Annotated in this window: 16 protein-coding genes; 6 read left to right on the top strand and 10 right to left on the bottom strand. The window is 36.2% G+C overall.

What is annotated here, in order from left to right; translation table 11 throughout:
• Nucleotides 1-289 precede the first annotated feature (289 nt).
• Nucleotides 290-6,883, top strand: a complete 6,594-nt coding sequence (locus tag BDR01S_RS17045; protein WP_066248287.1) for an immunoglobulin-like domain-containing protein — start codon at nt 290-292, stop codon at nt 6,881-6,883.
• Between the two features lie 810 nt (nt 6,884-7,693).
• On the opposite strand, the gene BDR01S_RS17040 is transcribed toward BDR01S_RS17045, so the two are convergent.
• The 8 genes from BDR01S_RS17040 to BDR01S_RS17005 form a co-directional block, all read right to left on the bottom strand.
• Nucleotides 7,694-7,963, bottom strand: coding sequence for an excalibur calcium-binding domain-containing protein (locus BDR01S_RS17040; protein ID WP_066248283.1), 270 nt, complete (start codon nt 7,961-7,963; stop codon nt 7,694-7,696).
• Between the two features lie 705 nt (nt 7,964-8,668).
• A complete protein-coding gene (gene mnhG / locus BDR01S_RS17035) occupies nt 8,669-9,028 on the bottom strand; it encodes a monovalent cation/H(+) antiporter subunit G (RefSeq protein WP_066248280.1) in 360 nt (119 codons plus the stop codon).
• Nucleotides 9,012-9,248 carry a Na(+)/H(+) antiporter subunit F1 gene (locus BDR01S_RS17030; RefSeq protein ID WP_418303034.1) on the bottom strand — a complete coding sequence of 79 codons (237 nt, stop codon included), beginning with the start codon at nt 9,246-9,248 and terminating at the stop codon, nt 9,012-9,014. The genes mnhG and BDR01S_RS17030 overlap by 17 nt, the downstream gene beginning before the upstream one ends.
• Before the next feature lie 47 nt (nt 9,249-9,295).
• Nucleotides 9,296-9,772, bottom strand: coding sequence for a Na+/H+ antiporter subunit E (locus BDR01S_RS17025; RefSeq protein WP_066248275.1), 477 nt, complete (start codon nt 9,770-9,772; stop codon nt 9,296-9,298).
• Nucleotides 9,773-9,774: 2 nt separating this feature from the next.
• On the bottom strand, nt 9,775-11,259 hold the full coding sequence (locus tag BDR01S_RS17020) for a Na+/H+ antiporter subunit D (protein WP_066248274.1): 1,485 nt from the start codon (nt 11,257-11,259) through the stop codon (nt 9,775-9,777).
• Nucleotides 11,252-11,593 carry a Na(+)/H(+) antiporter subunit C gene (locus BDR01S_RS17015; RefSeq protein WP_066248270.1) on the bottom strand — a complete coding sequence of 114 codons (342 nt, stop codon included), beginning with the start codon at nt 11,591-11,593 and terminating at the stop codon, nt 11,252-11,254. Before BDR01S_RS17015 ends, BDR01S_RS17020 begins: the two co-directional genes overlap by 8 nt.
• A complete protein-coding gene (locus BDR01S_RS17010) occupies nt 11,593-12,015 on the bottom strand; it encodes a Na(+)/H(+) antiporter subunit B (protein WP_066248267.1) in 423 nt (140 codons plus the stop codon). The genes BDR01S_RS17015 and BDR01S_RS17010 overlap by 1 nt, the downstream gene beginning before the upstream one ends.
• Nucleotides 12,002-14,401, bottom strand: a complete 2,400-nt coding sequence (locus BDR01S_RS17005) for a Na+/H+ antiporter subunit A (RefSeq protein WP_066248264.1) — start codon at nt 14,399-14,401, stop codon at nt 12,002-12,004. Before BDR01S_RS17005 ends, BDR01S_RS17010 begins: the two co-directional genes overlap by 14 nt.
• A 205-nt stretch (nt 14,402-14,606) precedes the next feature.
• Between BDR01S_RS17005 and BDR01S_RS17000 the strand changes: the two genes are divergently transcribed.
• Nucleotides 14,607-14,825 carry a hypothetical protein gene (locus BDR01S_RS17000; protein WP_066248261.1) on the top strand — a complete coding sequence of 73 codons (219 nt, stop codon included), beginning with the start codon at nt 14,607-14,609 and terminating at the stop codon, nt 14,823-14,825.
• Nucleotides 14,826-15,262: 437 nt separating this feature from the next.
• On the opposite strand, the gene BDR01S_RS16995 is transcribed toward BDR01S_RS17000, so the two are convergent.
• A complete protein-coding gene (locus BDR01S_RS16995) occupies nt 15,263-15,832 on the bottom strand; it encodes a DUF6241 domain-containing protein (RefSeq protein ID WP_066248258.1) in 570 nt (189 codons plus the stop codon).
• A gap of 444 nt (nt 15,833-16,276) precedes the next feature.
• Between BDR01S_RS16995 and BDR01S_RS16990 the strand changes: the two genes are divergently transcribed.
• Nucleotides 16,277-16,522, top strand: coding sequence for a hypothetical protein (locus BDR01S_RS16990; protein ID WP_066248255.1), 246 nt, complete (start codon nt 16,277-16,279; stop codon nt 16,520-16,522).
• 308 nt (nt 16,523-16,830) lie between these two features.
• On the opposite strand, the gene BDR01S_RS16985 is transcribed toward BDR01S_RS16990, so the two are convergent.
• Entirely contained in the window at nt 16,831-17,283 is a 453-nt protein-coding gene (locus BDR01S_RS16985) for a staygreen family protein (RefSeq protein WP_082797470.1), read from the bottom strand.
• Between the two features lie 280 nt (nt 17,284-17,563).
• On the opposite strand from BDR01S_RS16985, the gene BDR01S_RS16980 reads away from it, so the two are divergent.
• From BDR01S_RS16980 to BDR01S_RS16970, 3 genes are all read left to right on the top strand, one after another.
• The gene (locus tag BDR01S_RS16980) at nt 17,564-19,348 is read left to right on the top strand and encodes a sensor histidine kinase (RefSeq protein WP_066248252.1); all 1,785 of its coding nucleotides are present in this window, start codon (nt 17,564-17,566) and stop codon (nt 19,346-19,348) included.
• On the top strand, nt 19,323-20,060 hold the full coding sequence (locus BDR01S_RS16975; RefSeq protein WP_066248249.1) for a LytR/AlgR family response regulator transcription factor: 738 nt from the start codon (nt 19,323-19,325) through the stop codon (nt 20,058-20,060). Before BDR01S_RS16980 ends, BDR01S_RS16975 begins: the two co-directional genes overlap by 26 nt.
• Nucleotides 20,061-20,196: 136 nt before the next feature.
• Nucleotides 20,197-22,002: a carbon starvation CstA family protein gene (locus BDR01S_RS16970; RefSeq protein WP_066248244.1), complete on the top strand. Its 1,806-nt coding sequence runs from the start codon at nt 20,197-20,199 to the stop codon at nt 22,000-22,002.
• Nucleotides 22,003-22,063: the final 61 nt, after the last annotated feature.

The raw sequence follows: 22,063 nt of genomic DNA, 5'->3' as shown, positions 1-22,063 counted from the left end.
CTACTATTTAATTTTAGAATAAAAATTCATTAGAATTAAATCCTGGTGCCTGTCACCACCCATTTTTTGTCGGTAACTACGACATTTATTGGGGAGTGACAGGCACTTTGCTTTTTGGATGATTCAATATTTGATAAGATTGAATTGGTTCTTATTACCTATTTTTATTAGATGGAATACCTATAATTTATCAATAGATAAGGAGGTTAGTAGTAATACGAGTTCAATAGTAGCAGTAATTTAGATCAATAATACATAATTTTATATCAATTAAAAAGGAGTAGGGAATTTGAAAATCGCAAAAAAATTAATGGTGGTAGTAATAGCTTTTTTATTGGTCTTTAATACAAGTAATTTAAACGGTACCTATAAAGCAGTATCAGCCGCAATCAATAATGACACTGAACCTGCTAATCTACAACAAAGTGAAAATCTATTTACTGCCGGAAGTCCTCTTATCTTTGAAGAAGGGAAAAGTTATGCTATAAAAAATCAAAGTTCACATATTGTTTATGTTGAATTTGAATCTTGGCAAATGAAATATGATTTTGTCAAATATAGCTCTGATGAGAAAATAATCCAATTTGAAAAAGATTATTCAGGGAATATTGGTTTAGGTGTTGGCGAATCGATTAGAATTACACCAAAAAATAACTTAAAAGGGTCTATTCCAAATTCTACTGAAAATGAAGTTTTTGTAAGTGAAGCTGAACCTGCACTTTATTTGTTTTCAATTGAGAAAAATAAACATTACGCTCTTACTAATATCGGTACTAAACCAGTACGTATAAAAAATGTTTTATCATGGGGTAAACCAGGAAATGTAGTTCAATATGATTCTGAGGGTAAAGTAAAGTGGTTTGATCGAGACTGGTCAGGAGATTTTGTCCTCGAACAAAACGAAAAAATTCAAATGAGTTCAAATAAAAATGAAGATTCTATCGGTTTTATTCCATATGAATATAAAGATTCGATTCAAATACAAGAATCGAATCCAGCTCTATATGAATTTACAATTGAGAAAAATAGACATTATGAGCTCACGAATAATGGAGAGGACCGCATTTTAATCAAGAATTTATTTTCATGGGGATTTGAAGGAGAAATCGTCGGATATGATTCTGAAGGTGGAATTAAATATTTTCAAAACAATAAAAGTGGTGAACTTTGGCTAGAAAAGGGTGATCGAGTTCGTATTAGTGGAAATATCGAACAAGACTCTCAACCCTTTATCCCTTTTGACCAAATGGATGATCTCTCCATTAAAGATTCAGACCAGGCATTGTATTATTACACAATTGAAAAAGGTAAAAACTATGAATTGAAAAATTCTAGCGAGACACCTATCCTAATAAAAAATACCTCCTCATGGGAAAATCGTGTGGAAATTATTGCCTATGATACAGAAGGAAAAGTGAAATTTCTTAATAATAACTGGTATGGCGAGTATTCGTTAAAAGCTGGGGAAAAAGTACGTATAAGTGCAAATCCAAATAGAAATATACAAGTTTACATTCCATTTAGTCAAAAAGATTTACTTCTCATACAAGAATCGGAGCCTGCACTTTACCATTTCACATTAGAAAAAAATAAGCATTATGAGATTAAAAATACAAGTAATTCTTCTATTCAAATTAAAAACTTATCTATTTGGGAAAAAAAGGGGGAGTTAGTTGAATATGATGCAGAAGGAAAAGTGAAATCCTTTCAAAAGTCATGGTGGGGTGATTTATCGTTAAATGTAGGGGAGAAAGTTCGAATCAGTGTAAATCCAGAACAAGCTCAAGAAGCATATATACCATATGAACAAAAAGAAATGTTTACACTAAATGAATCGGAGCCTGCACTTTACAATTTCACAATAGAAAAAAACAAGCAATATCAAATAAGAAATACAAGTAATTCATATATTCAAATTAAAAACGTCGCTACTTGGGATAAAAAGGGAGAAATAGTTGGATATGACCGAGAAGGCAAAGTGAGTTTCTTTGATAATGGGTGGTGGGGTGATTTATGGTTAAATGTCGGGGAGAAAGTTCGACTTAGTACAAATCCAGAACAAACCCAAGACGCATATTTACCATATGATCAGAAGGATTTCATTGAAATCACTGAATCAGACCCTGCACTCTACCATTTCACATTAGAAAAAAATAAGAATTACGAGATTAGAAATACAAGTAATTCCTCTATTCAAATGAAAAACGTAGCTACTTGGGACAAAAAGGGTGAGATCGTTGGATATGACCCAGAAGGCAAAGTGAGTTACTTTGATAAGGGATGGTGGGGCAATTTATGGTTAAATGGAGGGGAAAAAGTTCGACTCAGTGTAAATCCAGACCAGTCTCAAGATGCATATATTCCATATGAGCAAAAAGATCTGTTTACGCTGAAAGAATCAGACCCAGCCTTATATAAATATCCTCTTGAATCAGATGAAAATTATAAAATCATGAACTATTCTGGAGATGAAGTACGTATACGTACGAACAGTGATTATAACTTCAGATTCGATGTATTAAAATATGATGCGAATTCAAATTATCAATTGTGGGAAGACCACTATGGAGATGTCACTTTAAGAGACAAAGAGTACTTTTTTGCATCCTATCTTCCACAAGATCAAAACAAACTCGTTTTTTATTACCCATATGACCAGTTTCACAATGGAGTGATCATTCGAGAAAGTGATTCGGAGTTTGAAGATTATTTTGATATTTTACCCAAAATAAAAATGAATGTTTCTAAGATTCTATCGAAAACGGATAGTGAAATGGAAACGACAAAAATAGATGATTCACTTAAAAATTACAATTTTACGATAAAGAATAAAACAAAAAATACTCAAATCAATGACTTTTTCATCAAAGATAACTATATTGTCTTTGCCAAAAACAGTGTAGATGCATTTGATGAACTGAATATTAAGGTAGAAAGCAAAAATAATGATACGGAAAGTAAAGAATTTAACCTAACATTGGATGAATCTAGTAAAGGTGAGTCGAATCTATCGATTTTGCAGTTAGGCAAAATAAGAGTCAGTGAAATCAATCCCCAAAAGAACGTTCCAATGATTCGAACCCTTATTTTCAATGAACAGGGTAAAGTGATCGAAACAAAGTCTTCTAGTTCAGGAGAAACCATCCAATCGACGCCGTTACAAGAAGGTACATATACAGTTGTCCTATTAAAAGCCAATGGTGAATTGTGGCGGATGGATCAACTGAGCGAGTTTAAAGATCGTGAATTAGTGGAGGGGACGGACTATCTAATATCTCAAATTCAAGTGACCAATGGAAAAATTAGTACGATCAATCTGAATTCCATCCCAATATTAGATGAAGATCGAATTAGTTTTTTTGATCGAAAAAATACGATTTTTACGACAAATACTGAATCTGTTGTTCAAGGCGGCTTATTAGAAGTTCGTCTCCAGTACCGTTTCAAAAATAATTATAATGAAAAGAATATTAATTCGCTCTCATTAAAGGTTACCATCCCTAATGAATTAAATTTTATTGATAATAGTGTGATGGTAGATGGCGTAAAAGCGAATTATTCAGTCAGTCGTGGTCAAGATGAGATCACCGTACCGACTAAAAAAATGAGTGGGATACTCAAATTTTATGTCAGACCAACTGAAAGTAAAGCCGTCCAATTAAGAGCAATGGCTAATTTTGCATTCCAAAATAAAGATATTAGTGAGGTACTTGGTACGACTAATGTCAATGTAAATTATGTCACGATTAATGGACCAAAAGAAACAAATAGTAAGGAAATTACTGTTACTGGAATTGCTCCACCTAAAACAAAGCTCAGCATTTATGATGAAACGACGAAAATTGGCGAGACAATCGTTCCGGCTAGTGGAAAATGGTCAAAACAAGTGACATTAGCCAATGCTTACCTAGGTACGATACATTCTTTATTCGCTAAAACAACGGACCAAAATCCGGAGAAACAATCCAATCAAATTGAAGTCATCTATTTATACAAAGCACCAGCACTTAAATCCGCAACATTAATTCATAATGGAGCATCAAAAGATATTTCGAACGCTTTCTTAAAGGGTGAAAAACCAGTTGTTACGTTGAATCCTTCCAAACCATTTACGTTTAAGATCGTTATGTTAAATGGTGAAGCGATTGATAAAATGTATCTTTCAAGTAGTCGTAATCAAGAAAAGAAATTGTTGGAAGCCATTTATGATAAAACAACAGGCTCTTGGATCGCAGCTGGCTACTTTGATCCATCTAATTTAGGGTATGTTCCTGGTGCGTTAAATATCGAATATACCACCAAGAAAGAGAAAGTGGATTTAAATGGAACGATTGATTTTTCAAAAGAAGAATATGTAAATGCATTGCCTGATCCGTTCAAAAACGCGAAAGTTGAAGTAATTGAAAAAACAGATACGGTATCAAGGACAGTTATTGAGCTAGCCGATTCAGAAAAAACAAAAATTGAAACGGTTAATACTCAGACAGTCATACCAAATAACGTAACTAGGACCACGTTAATTAATGAAGGTTATACGAAAATTAATGAGGATACCTTTGCTTCTTTTAAAGTTTCGAATGATAAAATAATCGAAGATGTTTATGATTTTAAGAAGAATTTACGTAAAGAAATGTACATGAAAATGGCTGATAATTTTCCTTTAGCCAAACCAATTGCCACTTATTTTGGAATTGGTGAGAATTATTTTAATATTGGTGGAACGGTTATTGATAATGTTTTACTTAGAAATAAAATTTTAAACTCTAATTTATCAGCAGCAGAAAAAAAGGAACAGCTAACTCAATTAGATGCATTATCTACAATAAACGTGGCGTATAATAGTTTTCGAATTGTTGCAACCGTTCTGGAAGTTGCAGGATTAGCTAGTCCTCCAGGAATTTTAGTAGGAGTTGCTTTGTTTGCAGCGGATCAATTAATGGAAATCTTTTATAAAAATAGTATGAAGAGCTTAGAAGAAAATGGCTCGATGTTCGCATGGTTAATTGACCCAAGTGGTTTTGTGTATGAAGCATTACCTGAAAACCGTTTAAAAGGTGTTAGAGTAACCGTGTTTTATAAGGACCCTAAAACGGGTCAAGTGTTAAAATGGAATGCGGAAGAATTTGAACAGATGAATCCACTCATTACCAATGATCATGGTGAATATGCTTGGGATGTTCCGGAAGGTTTATGGCAAGTGAAATACGAACTTGAAAGATATGAAACAACGGTTAGTGAGTGGTTACCAGTTCCTCCACCTCAAACAACAGTAAATATTGGAATGGTCTCAAAAAAGAAGCCAGAAGTAAAAGTATTAAATATCTTTAAAGATAAAGCGGAAGTTGTTTTTGAAAAGTATATGGAAGTTGATTCAGTGAATCAGTCATCGATTGGTTTAAAGGATTCAAAGGGGATAAATATCATCTCTACAGTAGAAGCAGTAGACTCAAGAAAATCTGATTCAGGTAAGATGGTTGCGAAAAAGTTTATTATTCACTATATACCAAATACAACATTCGCTTTTAATGCTGAGTTCCAGTTAGAAGTGAAAAATTCGGTAAAAACATATGCGCAAGTTTCACCAGATCAGATGATCGTCGTTAAAACGAAATATACTGCATTACCACAGGATATCATTGCACAAGAAAATGTAGATATTACCTATGGTCAAACAACTAGGATACCCATTCATGTTTCTGATGTGACAAATGCATCCGGTTTAAAAATTCAGGTTGAATCAAAAATGAATGAACTTGTTGAACCTGTAGAAAGCACGGTTGAATTAGATTCAAAAGGTGAATCATTTGTTTCAGTAAAAGGGAATTTACCTGGGCAAACAAGATTACTATTAACTATCATTGGAACAGATGTGACAAAAGAAATAAATGTTAATGTGCTATCAGTCGGAACGGATGCACCGAATCATAAACCAACCATTTCAGCTTCAGATGTCATGATCAATGTAGGGGATCAACCTAATTGGCTGAAAGGTGTAACAGCTGATGACCAAGAAGATGGTAACCTTACTAGTAAAATAAAAATCACGCAAAACACTGTCAATACTGCCAAGCCAGGAATTTACAAAATTAGTTACTCTGTCAGTGATTTGAACGGCCTTACAGGCACAAAAGAGATAAAAGTGACTGTAAAGGAAGTACCAAATCACAAACCAACCATAACGGCCAAAGATCTAACCATATTTGTTGGGGACAAACCAAATTGGATGAAAAACGTTACAGCTTATGACCAAGAAGATGGAAGTCTAACTAGTAAAATAAAAATTACGCAAAACACTGTAAATACTAGCAAACCAGGAGTTTACAAAATTATTTACGCAATTAGTGATAAAAAGGGTCTAACCTCTACAAAAGAGATAAAAGTAACGGTTAAAAAAATTATTTATCCAAAGCTAATCGTAACCCCACTGGATGATAATGATCGTATAATCAATGGCCAAACGGATATAGGGGTTAAATTAAGTGCTCAAGTAGGAAAGAAAACGTTTTTCGCAACGATTGATAAAGCAGGGAAGTTTAAAATTGTAAATATTCCATTGCAAAAGGCTAATACAGTGGTTGTGATTACAGCAGTCGATAAGTTTAGCCACAAAACGATTAAAAAAATAAAAGTATTAGATAAAACACCACCTAAACTCCCAACACTTAATGGAGTCAGTACAAAAACGACTTTATTAAAAGGGAGAACTGAAGCTTATGGTAAAGTTTATCTAATGATTGGAAAACAAAAAATGACGCTAACTGCTAATTCAAAAGGCAATTTTAGCAAAAAAATTAGTAAACTTAAAAAAGGAACAAAGATAAGAATTTATGTGGTAGATCGTGCAGGAAACAAAAGTAAAGATTTATCTGTAAAAGTAAAATAAGACCATGGGGACGGTTCTGGTGGCACACAATCATCACAATAAGTCATGAGAAACGTCCCTGTAGCATTTGGTTTATCAATCGAGAAGGATAGATGGACAAAGAATGATTATTGCTATCAACATGATTTTCTTTGAAAAAACTGATGGACCATGGCATCTCTCGACATTCTTCTCGGGTATTTAGAAGGATAAATCTTGGAATGGACCGTGCTGAGGCAACTTTTAATCAAACGTTTAGTTAGTGGCGAAAATGTAAGTGAATGATAGAATTATGTAATTTCGAAAGAAACCCATCTGATATTGTAAAAGGATGGGTTATTTCCTGCGGAATTTTGTAGCGCAACTCGACAATTTTCATACTTGAACTACAAGGAAAGTTCATACATAGCAGAATCTACAGCTGTTTCAATCAAACGGTTGAATAGTATAGCCTTTATGGCATTTGGTCGAACGGCTGTCGATTCGTGAAAAAAGTGGTTTGGATGGGTTCTATCTTCTATTTTCCTATCATTTTTCAACAATTTATTTATGCCTCAGGGAAGACTGATTCATATTTATCAAGGAGTGCAGCCATTCTAATCAAACGTTTGATTGAAAGGGAAACATGAAGAAAATGGTCGAAGTTTGTCATTTCATCAATGATCAACTGGTAATGCTGGAGATTAAAATAGTCTTATTAGTAAATTTGTAGTAGATGTTCCATTACTAGGGGAGCATTAAATACAGGAAAACCACCCGATCTTATTACTACATATAGATGACTTAAGAAGAGAAAAGGAGGACTAATCATTTGTCCTCCTTCACTCCCTATTATCGCTCACAGGCAATAAGATCTTTATCACGGTCACGGCTCTTATTAGCATCGTAAAGTGCTTTTGAAACATAAGGCTTGTACTTTGTTTTTCCACCTTTGTTTTTAACCTTTGATGTACGAGCCACTCCGCCTTTAAAGTCCTTATTCAAAGCAGTACAGTTTTTGTAAGTTTTAATCTTAACTTTTGCTTCTGCAGAATCAGTAAAACTGAAAGATAAACCGATAACCAATCCCAAAGATAGTATAATAGTAATTAACTTTTTCAAATTTGTCACACTCCTAAAATTGAAATCTAATTTCCATAATAGGGTATTACTGGGTAATTATCAATATGAATATCAGTATTATATTTAATGAGTTGAGTGAATCAAGGCGAACCCTCCCCGGATTAACCCCGAATTTCAGACAACTTCTCCCTTATTCTTTCATCTTCTAGTTTTTACACAAAAGATGGAGTTTGAAATTAACATTTCGGACAGAAGCGTCATTTTATTAAATCTTCAATTCCCTAAAACGAGTACAGGGGAACAGAAGGAAGAATTCATGGAGTCTTGGATTTGTTTGCTTTCTGAACGAGAATTAGATGTAATAAGGACTTGGGAACACCTAAACTTTACAACTTGTTGGGATTTATGTCCGAGATAGAAGAGTATGATTCCCCAGCAAGGGAATCAGTCGTGAGATATCTGAGTACTATTGACACAGGAGTAACTCGCAGCACTAAAAGGAAAAAGAAAAAAAGCCCATCGACAACAAGGGCATGACAGAGGGAAGCTAACGCACCATTCAGACAGGTCTAATGATTTCAATGGTCATCGTGTCCAAATCAAAAAGTCATTCGGACATCAATGAGCGAATTTAAGTGTTTTATGGGCGAATATTGGGTTTTAATGGGCGAATTCTGGACTTTAATGAGCGAATCTCATGATTCAATGTGTTGTCTTAGTTTGTTTTATTACCAATATAGGTAGTTATTCACGAATTCCAGTATGGTTCTTACTGTTTTTTAAGTCATCTTGCACGCTTTTGTCCCAAAGTTTGACTCCTGAATTGTAGGAGGCCCTGCCAATAAGATGGCCTGCAACAGGCGTAGTCAAGAAAAAGAAAACAATTCCTAGTAATATTCTTGAATTAAAATGATGATTGATAAAATAAAAATATAGAAACGTTCCGAGCAAAATCGACATGATCCCAAGCGCTGATGCTTTAGATGCTGCATGGTTCCTCGTATAAACATCTGGAAGCCTGATGACTCCCAAAGCAGCAACAAGGTTTAGAAATGCTCCAATCATAATGAACAAAATAACAATCAGTTTAACGATCTCGATCATTTTCAATCACTTCTCCCTTCTCTAGGAATTTAGAAAAGGCGACCGTTCCAATGAAGGCGAGAATGCCAATTAGTAAAATAACCTCAAGAAAAGCATTTGTATCAAGTACAATGGATATGAGTGCAGTCAGGGCCACTAAATTAATCCCAAGTGCATCAAGTGCAATCACTCGATCAGGAATGGTTGGACCTTTAATTGCTCTGTAAATAAACCCTAGCATGGCGAGTGCGATACATAAAATCGCAATCAAGATCGCTGAATGAAACATTATCGTCCCACCTCCATGATTGCTTTTTCAAACGTATTTTTTATTGAATCAATCGATTCCTTTTTCGTATTAATATCCATTGCATGAACATACAGGATTTTGTTATCTGGTGATAAGTCAATGACTAATGTTCCAGGTGTTAAGGTAATTAGATTGGCAAGAGTTGTTATTTCCCAATCCTTTTCCAGAGTAGTAGGATAGGCAAATATACCTGGGTTCAGATCAAGCTTTGGTTTTAATACAGTTTTTACAACGGCGATATTTGATCGAATCAGTTCTCTTATAAAAATATAAATAAGATTAAACACGGCCATCACATTTAAAAGATAAAACCGTGAATGGAAAAATCTCCGGAAAGCAAAGATAATGAGAAGGCCGAAAAGGTATCCTTTCAGAAAGGCAACAGGTTCAAATGTTACCGTTAGTAACATCCACATAAAACCTAGGAACACGTTTAATAATAGTTGAAATGCCATTCTCATCTCTCCTTTAAGACTGCTTCAATGTATATTTCTGGATTTACCAATGTTTCAGTAGCCTGTGAGATATAAGGAAAAACCAGTTCAGACCCTACTCCATATAAGACAGAAATGATCACAAGAGCCACTGGTGCAATCATTAACGTTCTTACTGGAACCTTCTCTTCTCCTTCATAAGCACGAGGTGCTCCCCAAAATCCATTGATAAAGATTTTCATGATTGAAAATAGGATCAAAAGACTAGACATTAATACAATGGCGGCTCCCCCATATTGCTCTGCTTCAAATCCACCCTTAATAATTAAAAGCTTACCGACAAATCCACTTAGAGGGGGAATCCCCGCAAGCGCCAGTGCGCTTACGAAAAAGGTCCAGGCCAATCCTGGATAGCGTTTTATCAGGCCGCTAATATCCTTTAAGTTACTTGTTCCAGTTATGGCTATCATCACACCTACCAATAGAAATAACGCTGCTTTAATAAGCATATCATGAATTAAATAAAACACCGATCCTGTAAGAGCATCGGGTGTCATCGTAGAAACACCGAAAAGAATCGCTCCCACCGCAATAATGATGTTGTAGATAACAATTTTTTTGATATCCGAATAGGCGATTGCACCAATTACACCGAATATAATGCTCAAAATAGCTAAAATGGCGAGAATCTGGTGGGTATAGCCAGTATCATGATAAAAGAATAAAGTGTACGTTCTCATGATGGAGTAGACCCCTACCTTTGTCAGTAATGCACCGAAAAGAGCCATTACAGGAACAGGCGGTGCATAATAAGAACCTGGCAGCCAGAAGAATAAAGGGAAAATCGCACCTTTTACTCCAAAGACAATGAGAAATAGAATCGCGATGACTGTAATAATTCCTGGCTGTCCCACTTCACTAATTCGCTCAGATATATGCGCCATATTAAGCGTTCCAACCACTGAGTAAAGGTAAGCGACTGTTATCACAAATAAAGCGGATGAAATGACATTCACAAGAAGATATTTGATCGTTTCCCGCAGTTGTATTTTTGTTCCTCCAAGCACCATTAGTGCGTAGGAAGCCATCAACATGACTTCAAAAAAGACAAAGAGGTTGAAAATATCCCCTGTTGTAAACGCACCATTTACTCCAACTATTAAGAAGCTAAAGCAAGGATAATAGTAAAATTTTTCTCGTTCTTCTCCAATGCTTCGGAATGAAAAAAGGAGACAGGCAAATGCAACAATGCTTGTTGTTAATACAAGCAAGGCAGATAGCATATCAGATACAAGTGTGATTCCAAAAGGAGCATCCCAGCTGGAAACGTTAAGTGTTTGAATACCATTCGTTTTAACCTTTTGTACCAGCATGGTAGAAACAATAATCGTTATAAATGATAGGATCCCTGCCATCCATCTTTGCCATTTAATCTGTTTTGGAAAGAAGATGAGAAGGACTCCGGTCATTAACGGGATTAGTATCGGTAATAGTAAAAAATTAATCATTTCCTTTATTTCCTCTCATTTTATCCATATTATCTGTACCAAGTTCCTGATAAGCACGATAGGCTAAAACAAGGAAAAAGGCTGTAACACCAAAACTAATAACAATAGCCGTTAATATTAATGCTTGAGGAATTGGATCCGTATAAGAGCTTGCATTTTCTCCGAGGAGCGGAACAGCTCCCCTTTTTAAACTGCCCATTGTTAGAATGAGTAAATGTGCACCATGACTTAATAATCCCGTTCCAACAATAATGCGGAGTAAGCTCTTTGAAAGCATTAAATAAGTTGCACACATAAATAAAATTCCTATGACCAAGGCCATTAATATTTCCATTATTCATCTCCTCCAATTGTTTGAATAATGGTCATCGTTACACCCACAACGACTAAGAAAACGCCAAGATCAAATAATGTAGCTGTGTGAAGTGATAAGTCACCAAGAATCGGTAAATCGATATGAGTAAAAACATGTGTAAGAAACGGAACATTAAAAAGTAGCGATCCTGCTCCTGTTCCGATGGAAAAAAGCAGGCCGATAGCAATCATATAGATATAATTGAATGGTAAAAAGTTTTGCAATGTTTTTAGGTCAAAGGCTAATAACAGTAAAACAATCGCTCCAGATGTCAATAATCCGCCTACGAATCCTCCGCCTGGTGTATAATGACCCGCAAAGAAGATATAAACTGCGAAAAGAAGAATGATAAACACCACAACCTTCGTTGTTGTTTGTAAAATAAGGTCATTGGTTTTCATTTTTCTTTCCTCCTTCCAGACGTAACTTGATCATTCCGAAGATTCCAAGTGCTGCGATGGCAAGAACAGTGATTTCAAACATCGTATCAAAACCACGGAAATCAACAAGGATGACATTCACCATGTTTTTTCCAGCTGCTTTTTCATAGGTGTTATCAACATAGTATTGGGCGATAGAATCAAATAGCTTATTACTATGTGCTGACATTGCAATCATTGTTACAATCGCTCCAACTCCAACGGAAATAACCGCATTTGCGATTCTAAATCTCATTCGCTCTTCTCTCTTTTTAAACTTTGGCAAGTGATAGAAGCAAAGTAGGAATAAGGCAACAGAGATTGTTTCAATAACCAGCTGTGTTAAGGCTAAATCGGGCGCCCTGAATAAAACAAAGAATATTGAAACCGTGTATCCTACAGCACCTAATAAGATGATCGAGGTTAATCTTGATTTGGCAAAAATAATACTAATCGCACCAATCGATATAACCAGAGCAAGGATAGCCTCAGACAGATGAATGCTTGATAAATTATTTGTTTTAACGGTAAAGGCATCTTTTACAAATAAAGTAGTTGCTAAAATGATGATAAAAAATGCAAATAAATAGAGGAGATAGGTCCTTGAAAAGCCTGTCAAGTATCTGTTGGTCATCGTACGAGAAGCTCTTTGCGAAACATCTAAAATACTATTATACAGACGGTTTAACGAGAACTTCTCTGGAAAAAGCCTGTACACCCTTCTCCATTTTGGCAAAGCTTTATAAAGCAAAATTCCTATCACAATGACTCCCAGTGTCATAAATAATTCAGTTGTAAAACCATGCCAGAATGATATATGTACATCAACTTTAAAATTAGGCATGATAGCCGCCACAGCTGGTGCAATAATCGTATTTGATAGGAGGTTGGGAAAAAAACCGATAATAATGACGAGAGAAGCCAAAATAGTAGGTGGAATTAACATTCCTATTGGGGCCTCATGTGGTTTTTTCGCTAATTTCTCTGACTGAAACTTTCCTGTGAATGTTTTAAAGACGAGGAGCATGCTATAGACAAAAGTGAATATACTTGCTACCCAAGCAATGATAGGGAACAGAACTCCCCATGTTTCCAGATTGAAAATACCGATTTCAAGTACACGCACCATGGCGGTGAAAAACATTTCTTTACTTAAAAAACCGTTAAATGGTGGAAGACCAGCCATTGAAAAGGTTCCAATAATGGCAATGGTAAAGGTAATAGGCATAAAGTACATTAACCCACCAAGCTTGCGAATATCTCGAGTTCCAGTTTCGTGATCGACAATCCCAGCTACCATGAAAAGGCTGCCTTTAAAAGTTGCGTGATTGATTAGATGGAATACTGCAGCTACTGTAGCAACAGTAAAATAACTATTATTACTAGAATCAAAATGGAATGCCGCTCCACCGATACCAAGTAGAGACATAATCATTCCGAGCTGACTAACCGTAGAATAGGCAAGGATACCTTTCAAGTCTGTTTGTTTAACAGCTGAGAATGCTCCCCAAAATAACGTCACAATCCCGAAACCGGCTACTAGCCATACCCATAGGCCATTTTCAGCAAATATTGGACTCATTCTAGCAACTAAGTAGATCCCGGCTTTAACCATTGTCGCTGAGTGAAGGTAAGCACTGACTGGAGTTGGAGCTTCCATTGCATCAGGTAACCAAATATGAAATGGAAATTGAGCCGATTTTGTAAATGCCCCGAGTAAGATGCACAGCATAGCTGGGATAAAGAATGGATTTGTCAAAATTTCATTCGATTGTTGAATGATCTCAGATATACTGAAAGTACCAGTCATTAAATAGAGGAGAATGATCCCTCCAAGCATCGAAAGCCCGCCGAAAACCGTAATAAGCATCGATTTTTGAGCCCCGTATCGGGACTTTTCTCTGTCATACCAATATCCAATTAGTAGGAAAGAGGAAAAACTAGTTAGTTCCCAAAATGTATACAGGACAATCAAATTATCAGAAAGAACAACACCAAGCATGGCCCCCATAAAAAGTAACAAGTATACATAAAAGGTGTTTAATTGTTCTTTATCCTTCGATAAATAATAGATGGAATAGAAAACAACTAAAGAACCAATACCTGTAATTAAAAGAGCAAATAACAGCCCTAATCCATCGACTTTAAAAGTGAAGTCAATACCTAGGGTAGGAATCCAAGCGAAGGATTTGATCACAGTCTGTTGAATAGAGGTACGAGGAATATAAGATAAAAAATAAATAAATAAAAGCATTGGCAATGGAAGAACAAACCAACCTGCATGTACTTTCCTGAGAAGCTTATACAAAATTGGTACCAAGATGGCTAGTAAGAATGGTGAAATGATAGCTAGATGAAGCAAAGACAAAACAAGCCCCCCTTAAATAACATGTGATCCGTGTAATTGAAAACAGATGGTAAAGTAATTAACTATTTATAAATTAAGGTTTTCCCTGACCTTATTAAATAATGTAGAAACATGGAAAAGATCAACTAAAACCCCCTTTTTGTTGAACCATCCTGTATAAAAATTTGTTGATTACACAAATTATTTATAGGATGGTGTTGTGTTAATGAAAGTGAAGATTTATGTAACCATTTCTATCTTCGTCTTACTATTCTCCAGTGGTTGTCTATTAAATCAAAAAGAAAAAAGAGATTTTTATATACCAGTACTTGATGTAGAAACATTAGAAATACTTCAGATTACTAATGAGCTAGAAGCAGAGCTTCTACAGAAAATTAGGGCATTTCAGCCTAGAGAATATGTCAGAGTTGAAAGAAACTTATAAAAAATTATTTATGTATCCAGGGATTTTTATTATCTGTTTAAATGGAAAAAACAAAAAGAGCCTGTCAACAAAGGGCATAGTTATCCCTTGGTGACAGACTCCTCCAAAAAAATCAATATTTTATTATTTATATTTTATCATATCCATAGGCATAAAAGTAATTATATTTGAACCTTCAGACATCAATGAGCGAATTTAAGTGTTTTATGGGCGAATTCTGGACTTTAATGAGCGAATCTCATGATTCAATGAGCGAATCTAAATACCGATACGACAATCTTTTAGAAATGAATGTATTTAAAAGAATGATGTTTTGTATTAAAAATAGGTAATCATTTTAAAGGTCCACCAGTATTTAAAAAACCCCAGAGCGGAACAGGCGCTGGAGTTCGGGAAAATAGGAATGGATATGTAGATTAGGAAAAAGAAAGCTCCCATTATTGCTGGGAGTTTACTTCACTTACAAGAGCTTCATCAAAGTTATTCTTGATGAAGGTTTCTTCGTCTGATTTGCTCATAATTCCATAAGATTTACCGATCGTCCCGCCTTGGTAAGTCCAGAAATAGTTATGGTCCTCATCTACTTCAGAAAAGATGCCCTTTTTCCATTTGTCTAAAATGGCTAGCAAATCATCTTTTTGATCGAACCTACTGTTCTCCACAATATTATACACTTGATTAATCGTGTCGGGAATCATAGGAATGGCTCCCCATTTTTCTTTCGCTTTCACTTTTTGATGTGTCATCTTGTGCATCACTTCAATAACTGCTTCTTGTGAACTACTGTCATCAATTCCAATATCATATTGAACTCCGCCAATTTTGGCTGTCTGTTGCTTGTCTACAACCTTTTTCTTTTTATTGGCGGTATCTTGAACAGCTTGCGCTTCTACTTTCTCTGTTTTTTTTACAGATTGAGCTCCATTGTTGATGAATTCAAATCCTCCGTATTGTACGCCTATTAAAACAGCCAAAATAATACCAGTTACGATTAATACTATTTTCACTTTATTCCCCCTCGTTTGTAATGGATAGCTCTAATTTAACAAAAGATTCGGAATTCATCTAGCATATTTAAAATACATAATCTCTTCAAAGAAGACAGATATCGATGTTTTGTCTGAATTTCTGCCAACGTTTTACACTTTCTGAAGGGGTAGAAAAAATCAATCGTTAAAAATAAAAAACCTCGGTTATAGAGAGAAAAAAGATACCAACCATCTACAGATTGTAGCTGATTAGTATCTTTTTCGCATAAAAGGGACGTATCACTGGTCCCGAACCGTCCCTGTGAAGTTTCCTGTTTTATTTTGGAGTAGTTTGTTAAATAGTGTACTTAGGCTAACAGGGCAGATTAGTTCGATAAATTTTACATTATATAGAAAGTTAACGTGATAAAATTTAGTAAAGTACGAATCAATTTCAATTAATAAATATGGGGGCTATTTCGATTGAAACTAAAATACAAGGGTTTAATAGGTGGCATTTTTGGAGGAATGGTGGCTTTTGTAATACTAACTGTAAGTAAATTTTCCACAAATTATTTTATTAACCATATAAATATAAATATTACCCCCAAAGATAAGTCTTTACTAACTCTATTATTTTTTGCCCATATTGCTTTAGGGGCTATCTTTATTGGTGCAACAGTTTTAATATGGGAACGCTTTTTTCAAAGGAAATACAAGAAAGATTAGTAACTGAGACTTTAATCTCTCTAAGGACACAATACACTGACACTAAACCGAGGATAATGTCTTCACTAAAAATAACAACCACTAACAAGAAAAAATGTCTCGAACTACCTTTTTTATGTGACACACAAATCACTCCATCAGAAAACAAGATGTATTTAGTATTTGCTAAACATTTAAATAGTATATTAAGGGTATAGGTTTTAAACTTTGAGAATAAAAATGAACGATTACATACAATCCCTTTCATTAGATTAGCAGATTGAACAAACACCCCTTTGATTTGGATATCAGAGGGGGATCCATACTTACTAAATGGAAAAACTGCGGAAATTCCCCCAACTCTCTTGTCGAGCAAATTGAGGGTAGGCGGACATGAAATTAACTATTATAGAAGCATGATCTAGATTTGGGTATGCGTCGAATAAAAAACGATCGCCGTATCGAACAGCTGATAATGCCAGCGGTAATTCACGCCTAAAAATTTCAGTGCGTTTTGCTGATACAGATTGGTTAAGTTGTCCTTGATCTATATATAGATAAACACAGTAATAGAAGGAATTTCCGTTTGTTTTCCATTCACCTAATACCTCATCCCTCAAAGGATTGATTTTATCCCAAGCAAATTGTTTTCCAATGGTTAAAAATAGTTCACCAGTTAAATCAGAATGAGTTAGTGTGTAACTTCTTGGAATAATAGGTTCCGTAGCAGTAACACTATCCATGTATTCAATAGATAGTTTTTCTGGAATGAAATTGGTCAAGCGATCAACTCCAATCTGCTTTTTTTATCATTATGCTTATTAGAATTTATTCATTCGTTATCTCTAACTAAAATTTACTATTTCCTTTTCGTTTCAATAAGATATGATATGGTCATTCGAAAACAAAGATCGGGTGATTTACTAAGTTCGGCTTCAATAAAATAGAATTCATATACCTGGAATATTATTATTCTATAATACTCTTTCGAAGTGGACTGTCATTTCTTATAATGAGGTATAGAATGAGAGCGTTTGAGTACTTAAGTAAAGGAGGGGGAAGATGTTCAATTTAGCTCCATTGATGCTTGAGAAGGTTGGAATTATCGTCATTGTTGCTTTTTTGCTTTCGCAGATGCGATCTTTTCGCCAAGTTATTCAAAACAAGCACAGTCCAAATGAGAAAGTTATGCTGATTTTACTTTTTGGGACCTTTGGCATTATTAGTAATTATACGGGAATTGAAGTCTATCATCATACAATTGGAAGGCCTGAGTGGCTTTCTGGAATGGACCAGGAGAGTGCACTGGCAAATACAAGAGTCATGGGGATTGTCATTGGAGGTTTACTAGGGGGACCAGCTGTTGGGATTGGTGCTGGGCTCATTGCAGGAATCCACCGTTATACCCTTGGAGGCTTCACTGCCCTTTCATGTGCCCTTTCTACCATTCTAGCTGGGATCGTGGCTGGATACTTTGGGGAAAAACGAAAACAAAAGGGGAAACAAATTTCGCCCGGATTTGCGGTCATTATCGGAATGGCTTTAGAAACGGTTCAGATGTTAATCATTCTTGTTGCCGCAAAACCATTTAACGATGCATGGGAACTCGTTCAACTTATTAGCTTGCCGATGATTTTCGGCAATGGTTTAGGAACCTCGCTGTTTATGCTCATTATTCAAATTATTAAACGTGACGAAGAACGTGCCCGTGCTAATCAAACCAATCAAGCCTTTCTTATTGCGGATCAAACCTTACCATTCTTTCGTCAAGGCCTAAACATCCATTCATGCAAGGAAATTTCGGAAATTATGTTAAGACTGACGGATGCAGATGCAGTTGCCATCACAAGTGACCAACAAGTTTTGGCCCATGTCGGTGTGGCTTCTGATCACCACATTCCCATGTCAAAACCTGAGACCGGGTTGACGATAAAAGCGCTTTTAGACGGTAAGATTGCCATTGCAAGATCGAAGGAGGAAATCTCCTGTATTCATAGTCAATGTCCATTAGAAGCTGCGATTGTTCTACCGTTAAAGGTAAAAAACAAAATTTTAGGTACCTTAAAAATGTACTATTCGGAGCCAGATAAACTGGATAAGGTGCAGCAGGAATTGGCGGAAGGGCTGGCCAATCTATTTTCGACACAGCTGGAGCTTGCTGAGGCAGAAAGACAGACGAAGCTATTAAAGGATGCCGAAATTAAAGCCTTGCAAGCGCAGATTCATCCGCACTTTTTATTTAATAGTATGAATACCATCTCAGCCCTTTGCCGGACAGATGCAGATAAAGCCCGTAAATTATTATTGGAGCTCAGCTCGTTTTTTCGTGGAAACCTTCAAGGAGCCAGGCAGATGCTCATCCCTCTTGAAAAAGAATTAACAAATGTTAGGGCCTATCTATCATTAGAACAGACACGTTTTCCTAACAAATACAATATAGATTTTCAAATAGAGCCAGAGCTCGAAAAGGTACTGATTCCTCCGTTTATCTTGCAGCCTTTAGTTGAAAATGCTATTCACTATGGTTTTCCTCGTAGTAAATCTCAAGGGCAAATTACGATAACCATTTTTTCGGAAAATAATCATTTGCAAATTATTGTAGCCGATAATGGAAAAGGAATATCCGATGACCAGATCGAATTGCTCGGTAAGCAAGTGGTCCATTCTAAAAAAGGAAATGGCACAGCGATATTTAATATAAGTGAACGTCTAAAAGGAATTTACAATGGTCAAGCCAGCTTCACTTTAAAAAGTAAAGTGGATCATGGTGCGATCATTACCATTACCATTCCGCTTGATAGTAAAGGAGTTTTTGATCAAGATGTTGAAGGCCTATATATTGGATGATGAACCATTAGCGAGAGATGAATTAAAATACCTGCTTATTGGCAGTGGGCAAGTGGAAATCCTAGGCGAAGGTGATTGTATCGAGGATGCCGTCGCTGATATTACAGAGCTAAAACCAGACCTTGTTTTCTTGGATATTGAATTAGCTGAAGATAATGGCTTGAGCTTAGCAAGGCAATTAGAAACGCTGGAGGAGACGCCTGCTATTGTCTTCGCTACTGCCTATGATGAGTATGCTTTAGAGGCATTTGAATTAGATGCCGTCGATTATATTTTAAAACCCTTTGATGAAGAACGAATTCTAAAAACCTTGGAAAAAATCAAGAAAATGAAAAATATTGGAAATAAAAATATCCCGATCGCGTCCTCTATAAAACACAACAGTAATGGGAAAATAGCAGTCCTTGCGGATGAACGGATTATTTTACTAACTGTGGCAGACATCCTTTATTTTGAAGCAAGTGAAGGTAAGTGCAACATCATAACAAACAATCAAGCATACAAAGTGGCTGATGCCCTCGTTGTTTTAGAGAAAAAGTTAAATAAGGCAAAATTTTTACGTGTTCATCGTAGTTTTATCGTTAACTTAGATCATATTATTGAAATAGAACCATGGTTTAATTCTACCTATAATTTACAAATGGTGGATGGCTCGAAAGTTCCGGTTAGTCGGACCTATGTAAAGGAATTAAAACAGTTGCTAGGTTTTTGAATATTTTGCATTTCATTTATTCATTTGTGCATTTCACCCTTCGATTTGTGCATTCTATCCTGAAAATGAAGTAAATGCGCTTTCATTTTGTAAAATAGATGACGTAGAAACAAAAGTGGAGGGGGAATAGATAAAAATGAATGCGATTACAATTGTTATTGCTTCAATATGTATCCTTTTAATAGTTTATCGATTATATGGTACTTTCATGGCAGCAAAGGTTTTAAAGCTTAATGATTCAAAACCGACTCCTGCTCAGAAATTTGAGGATGGACGAGACTATGTCCCAACGAACAAATGGGTAGTATTTGGTCACCATTTTGCAGCGATTGCAGCAGCAGGTCCGTTAGTGGGTCCGATTCTAGCAGCACAATTTGGTTATTTACCAGGATTGATTTGGCTCTTGATTGGTGCCGTGATTGGTGGAGCAGTTCACGATATGGTCGTTCTGTTTGCATCGATGCGTAGAGATGGAAAATCTTTATCAGAAGTGGCAAAGGAAGAACTTGGACCTGTGGCAGGATTTTGTACAGGCTTAGCGATGTTATTCATTATCACCATTACTATGGCAGGCTTGTCCATGGTTGTTCTTGGCGCACTTGAAAGAAACCCATGGGGAACATTTGCGGTTGGAATCACGATTCCGATTGCAATGGGCGTTGGGTTATATCATAAAAAGACCGGAAACTTAAAACTTGCAACGATCGTTGGCTTCGCATTAATCATGGTGGCGATCATCTTAGGACCAAATATTCAAGGGACATGGTTTGGCGATATGTTAACCCTTGAAAAAAGCACATTAGCACTTATTCTTCCAATCTATGCTTTTTTTGCAGCGGCATTACCCGTTTGGTTATTGCTGGCACCACGCGATTATTTAAGTACGTTTATGAAAATTGGTGTATTTGCTGCGTTAATTATCGGGGTATTCATTGTAAATCCAGAAGTTCAATTCCCGGCATTTACCGAATTCCTTAATGGCGGGGGTCCTGTTGTAGCGGGTCCAGTTTGGCCATTTATTTCGATTACAATTGCTTGTGGAGCCATTTCCGGCTTTCACGCCTTCGTAGGCTCTGGTACAACACCGAAGATGATTAATCGTTGGAGCGATGTGAAAGGTGTTGCCTTTGGCGCAATGCTTGTTGAATGTTTAGTAGCAATTATGGCATTAATTGCCGCTGTATCGTTACAACCAGGCGATTATTTTGCGATCAATTCAACACCGGAGAAATTTGCCACGCTAGGAATGGAAACGGTACATCTAGATGAACTTAGTAAAGAAGTTGGAATGGACCTTGAAGGAAGAACCGGTGGAGCCGTTACACTTGCGGTTGGGATGACGTACATCTTCGCTGCAGTTCCATTTTTTGCAAAATTAGCTTCCTTTTTCTATCAATTTGTCATTCTATTTGAGGCAGTGTTTATCTTAACGGCGATTGACTCAGGAACGCGGGTTGCTCGTTACCTTATTCAAGATTTCCTAGGTGACTTCATTAAACCGTTAAAACGGACAGATTCACTCGGAGCCAATATTTTTGCTAGTGCGTTGGCCTGCTTCGTTTGGGGATATCTGCTGTTCTCGGGTGATATTAGCTCCGTCTGGGCGCTATTCGGTGTATCCAACCAATTGATGGCGTCTATCGGTCTCATCATTGGTGCGACAGTCGTGCTCAAGATCGCGGAAAAACGTTGGTACATGCTGACCTGCTTAGTCCCGCTTGCTTACTTGTTTGCAACGGTCATGGTAGCAGGATATTGGATGGTGAAAAACGTTTACTTAAATGCAGCTAACCCTGGTTATAACGTCTTAAATGGTATCCTTTCCATTGTCATGCTGATCCTTGGTATCGTCATCATGGTTACTTCCATTATTAAATGGATTAAGCTATGGAAGATTCCACAAAATGTTTTGGTGGAACAATCTGAAAAAGAAGTTGCCTAAAAAACAGCACCCATTCACTTGAATGGGTGCTGTTTTTTAGGCTGTGTTAAATCTAAATGTT

It is taken from the genome of Neobacillus drentensis NBRC 102427, from assembly GCF_001591445.1.
GTDB lineage: Bacteria > Bacillota > Bacilli > Bacillales > Cytobacillaceae > Neobacillus > Neobacillus drentensis.
Note: the sequence above shows the minus strand (reverse complement) of the source record. Positions and strands in the feature narration are given on the sequence as shown.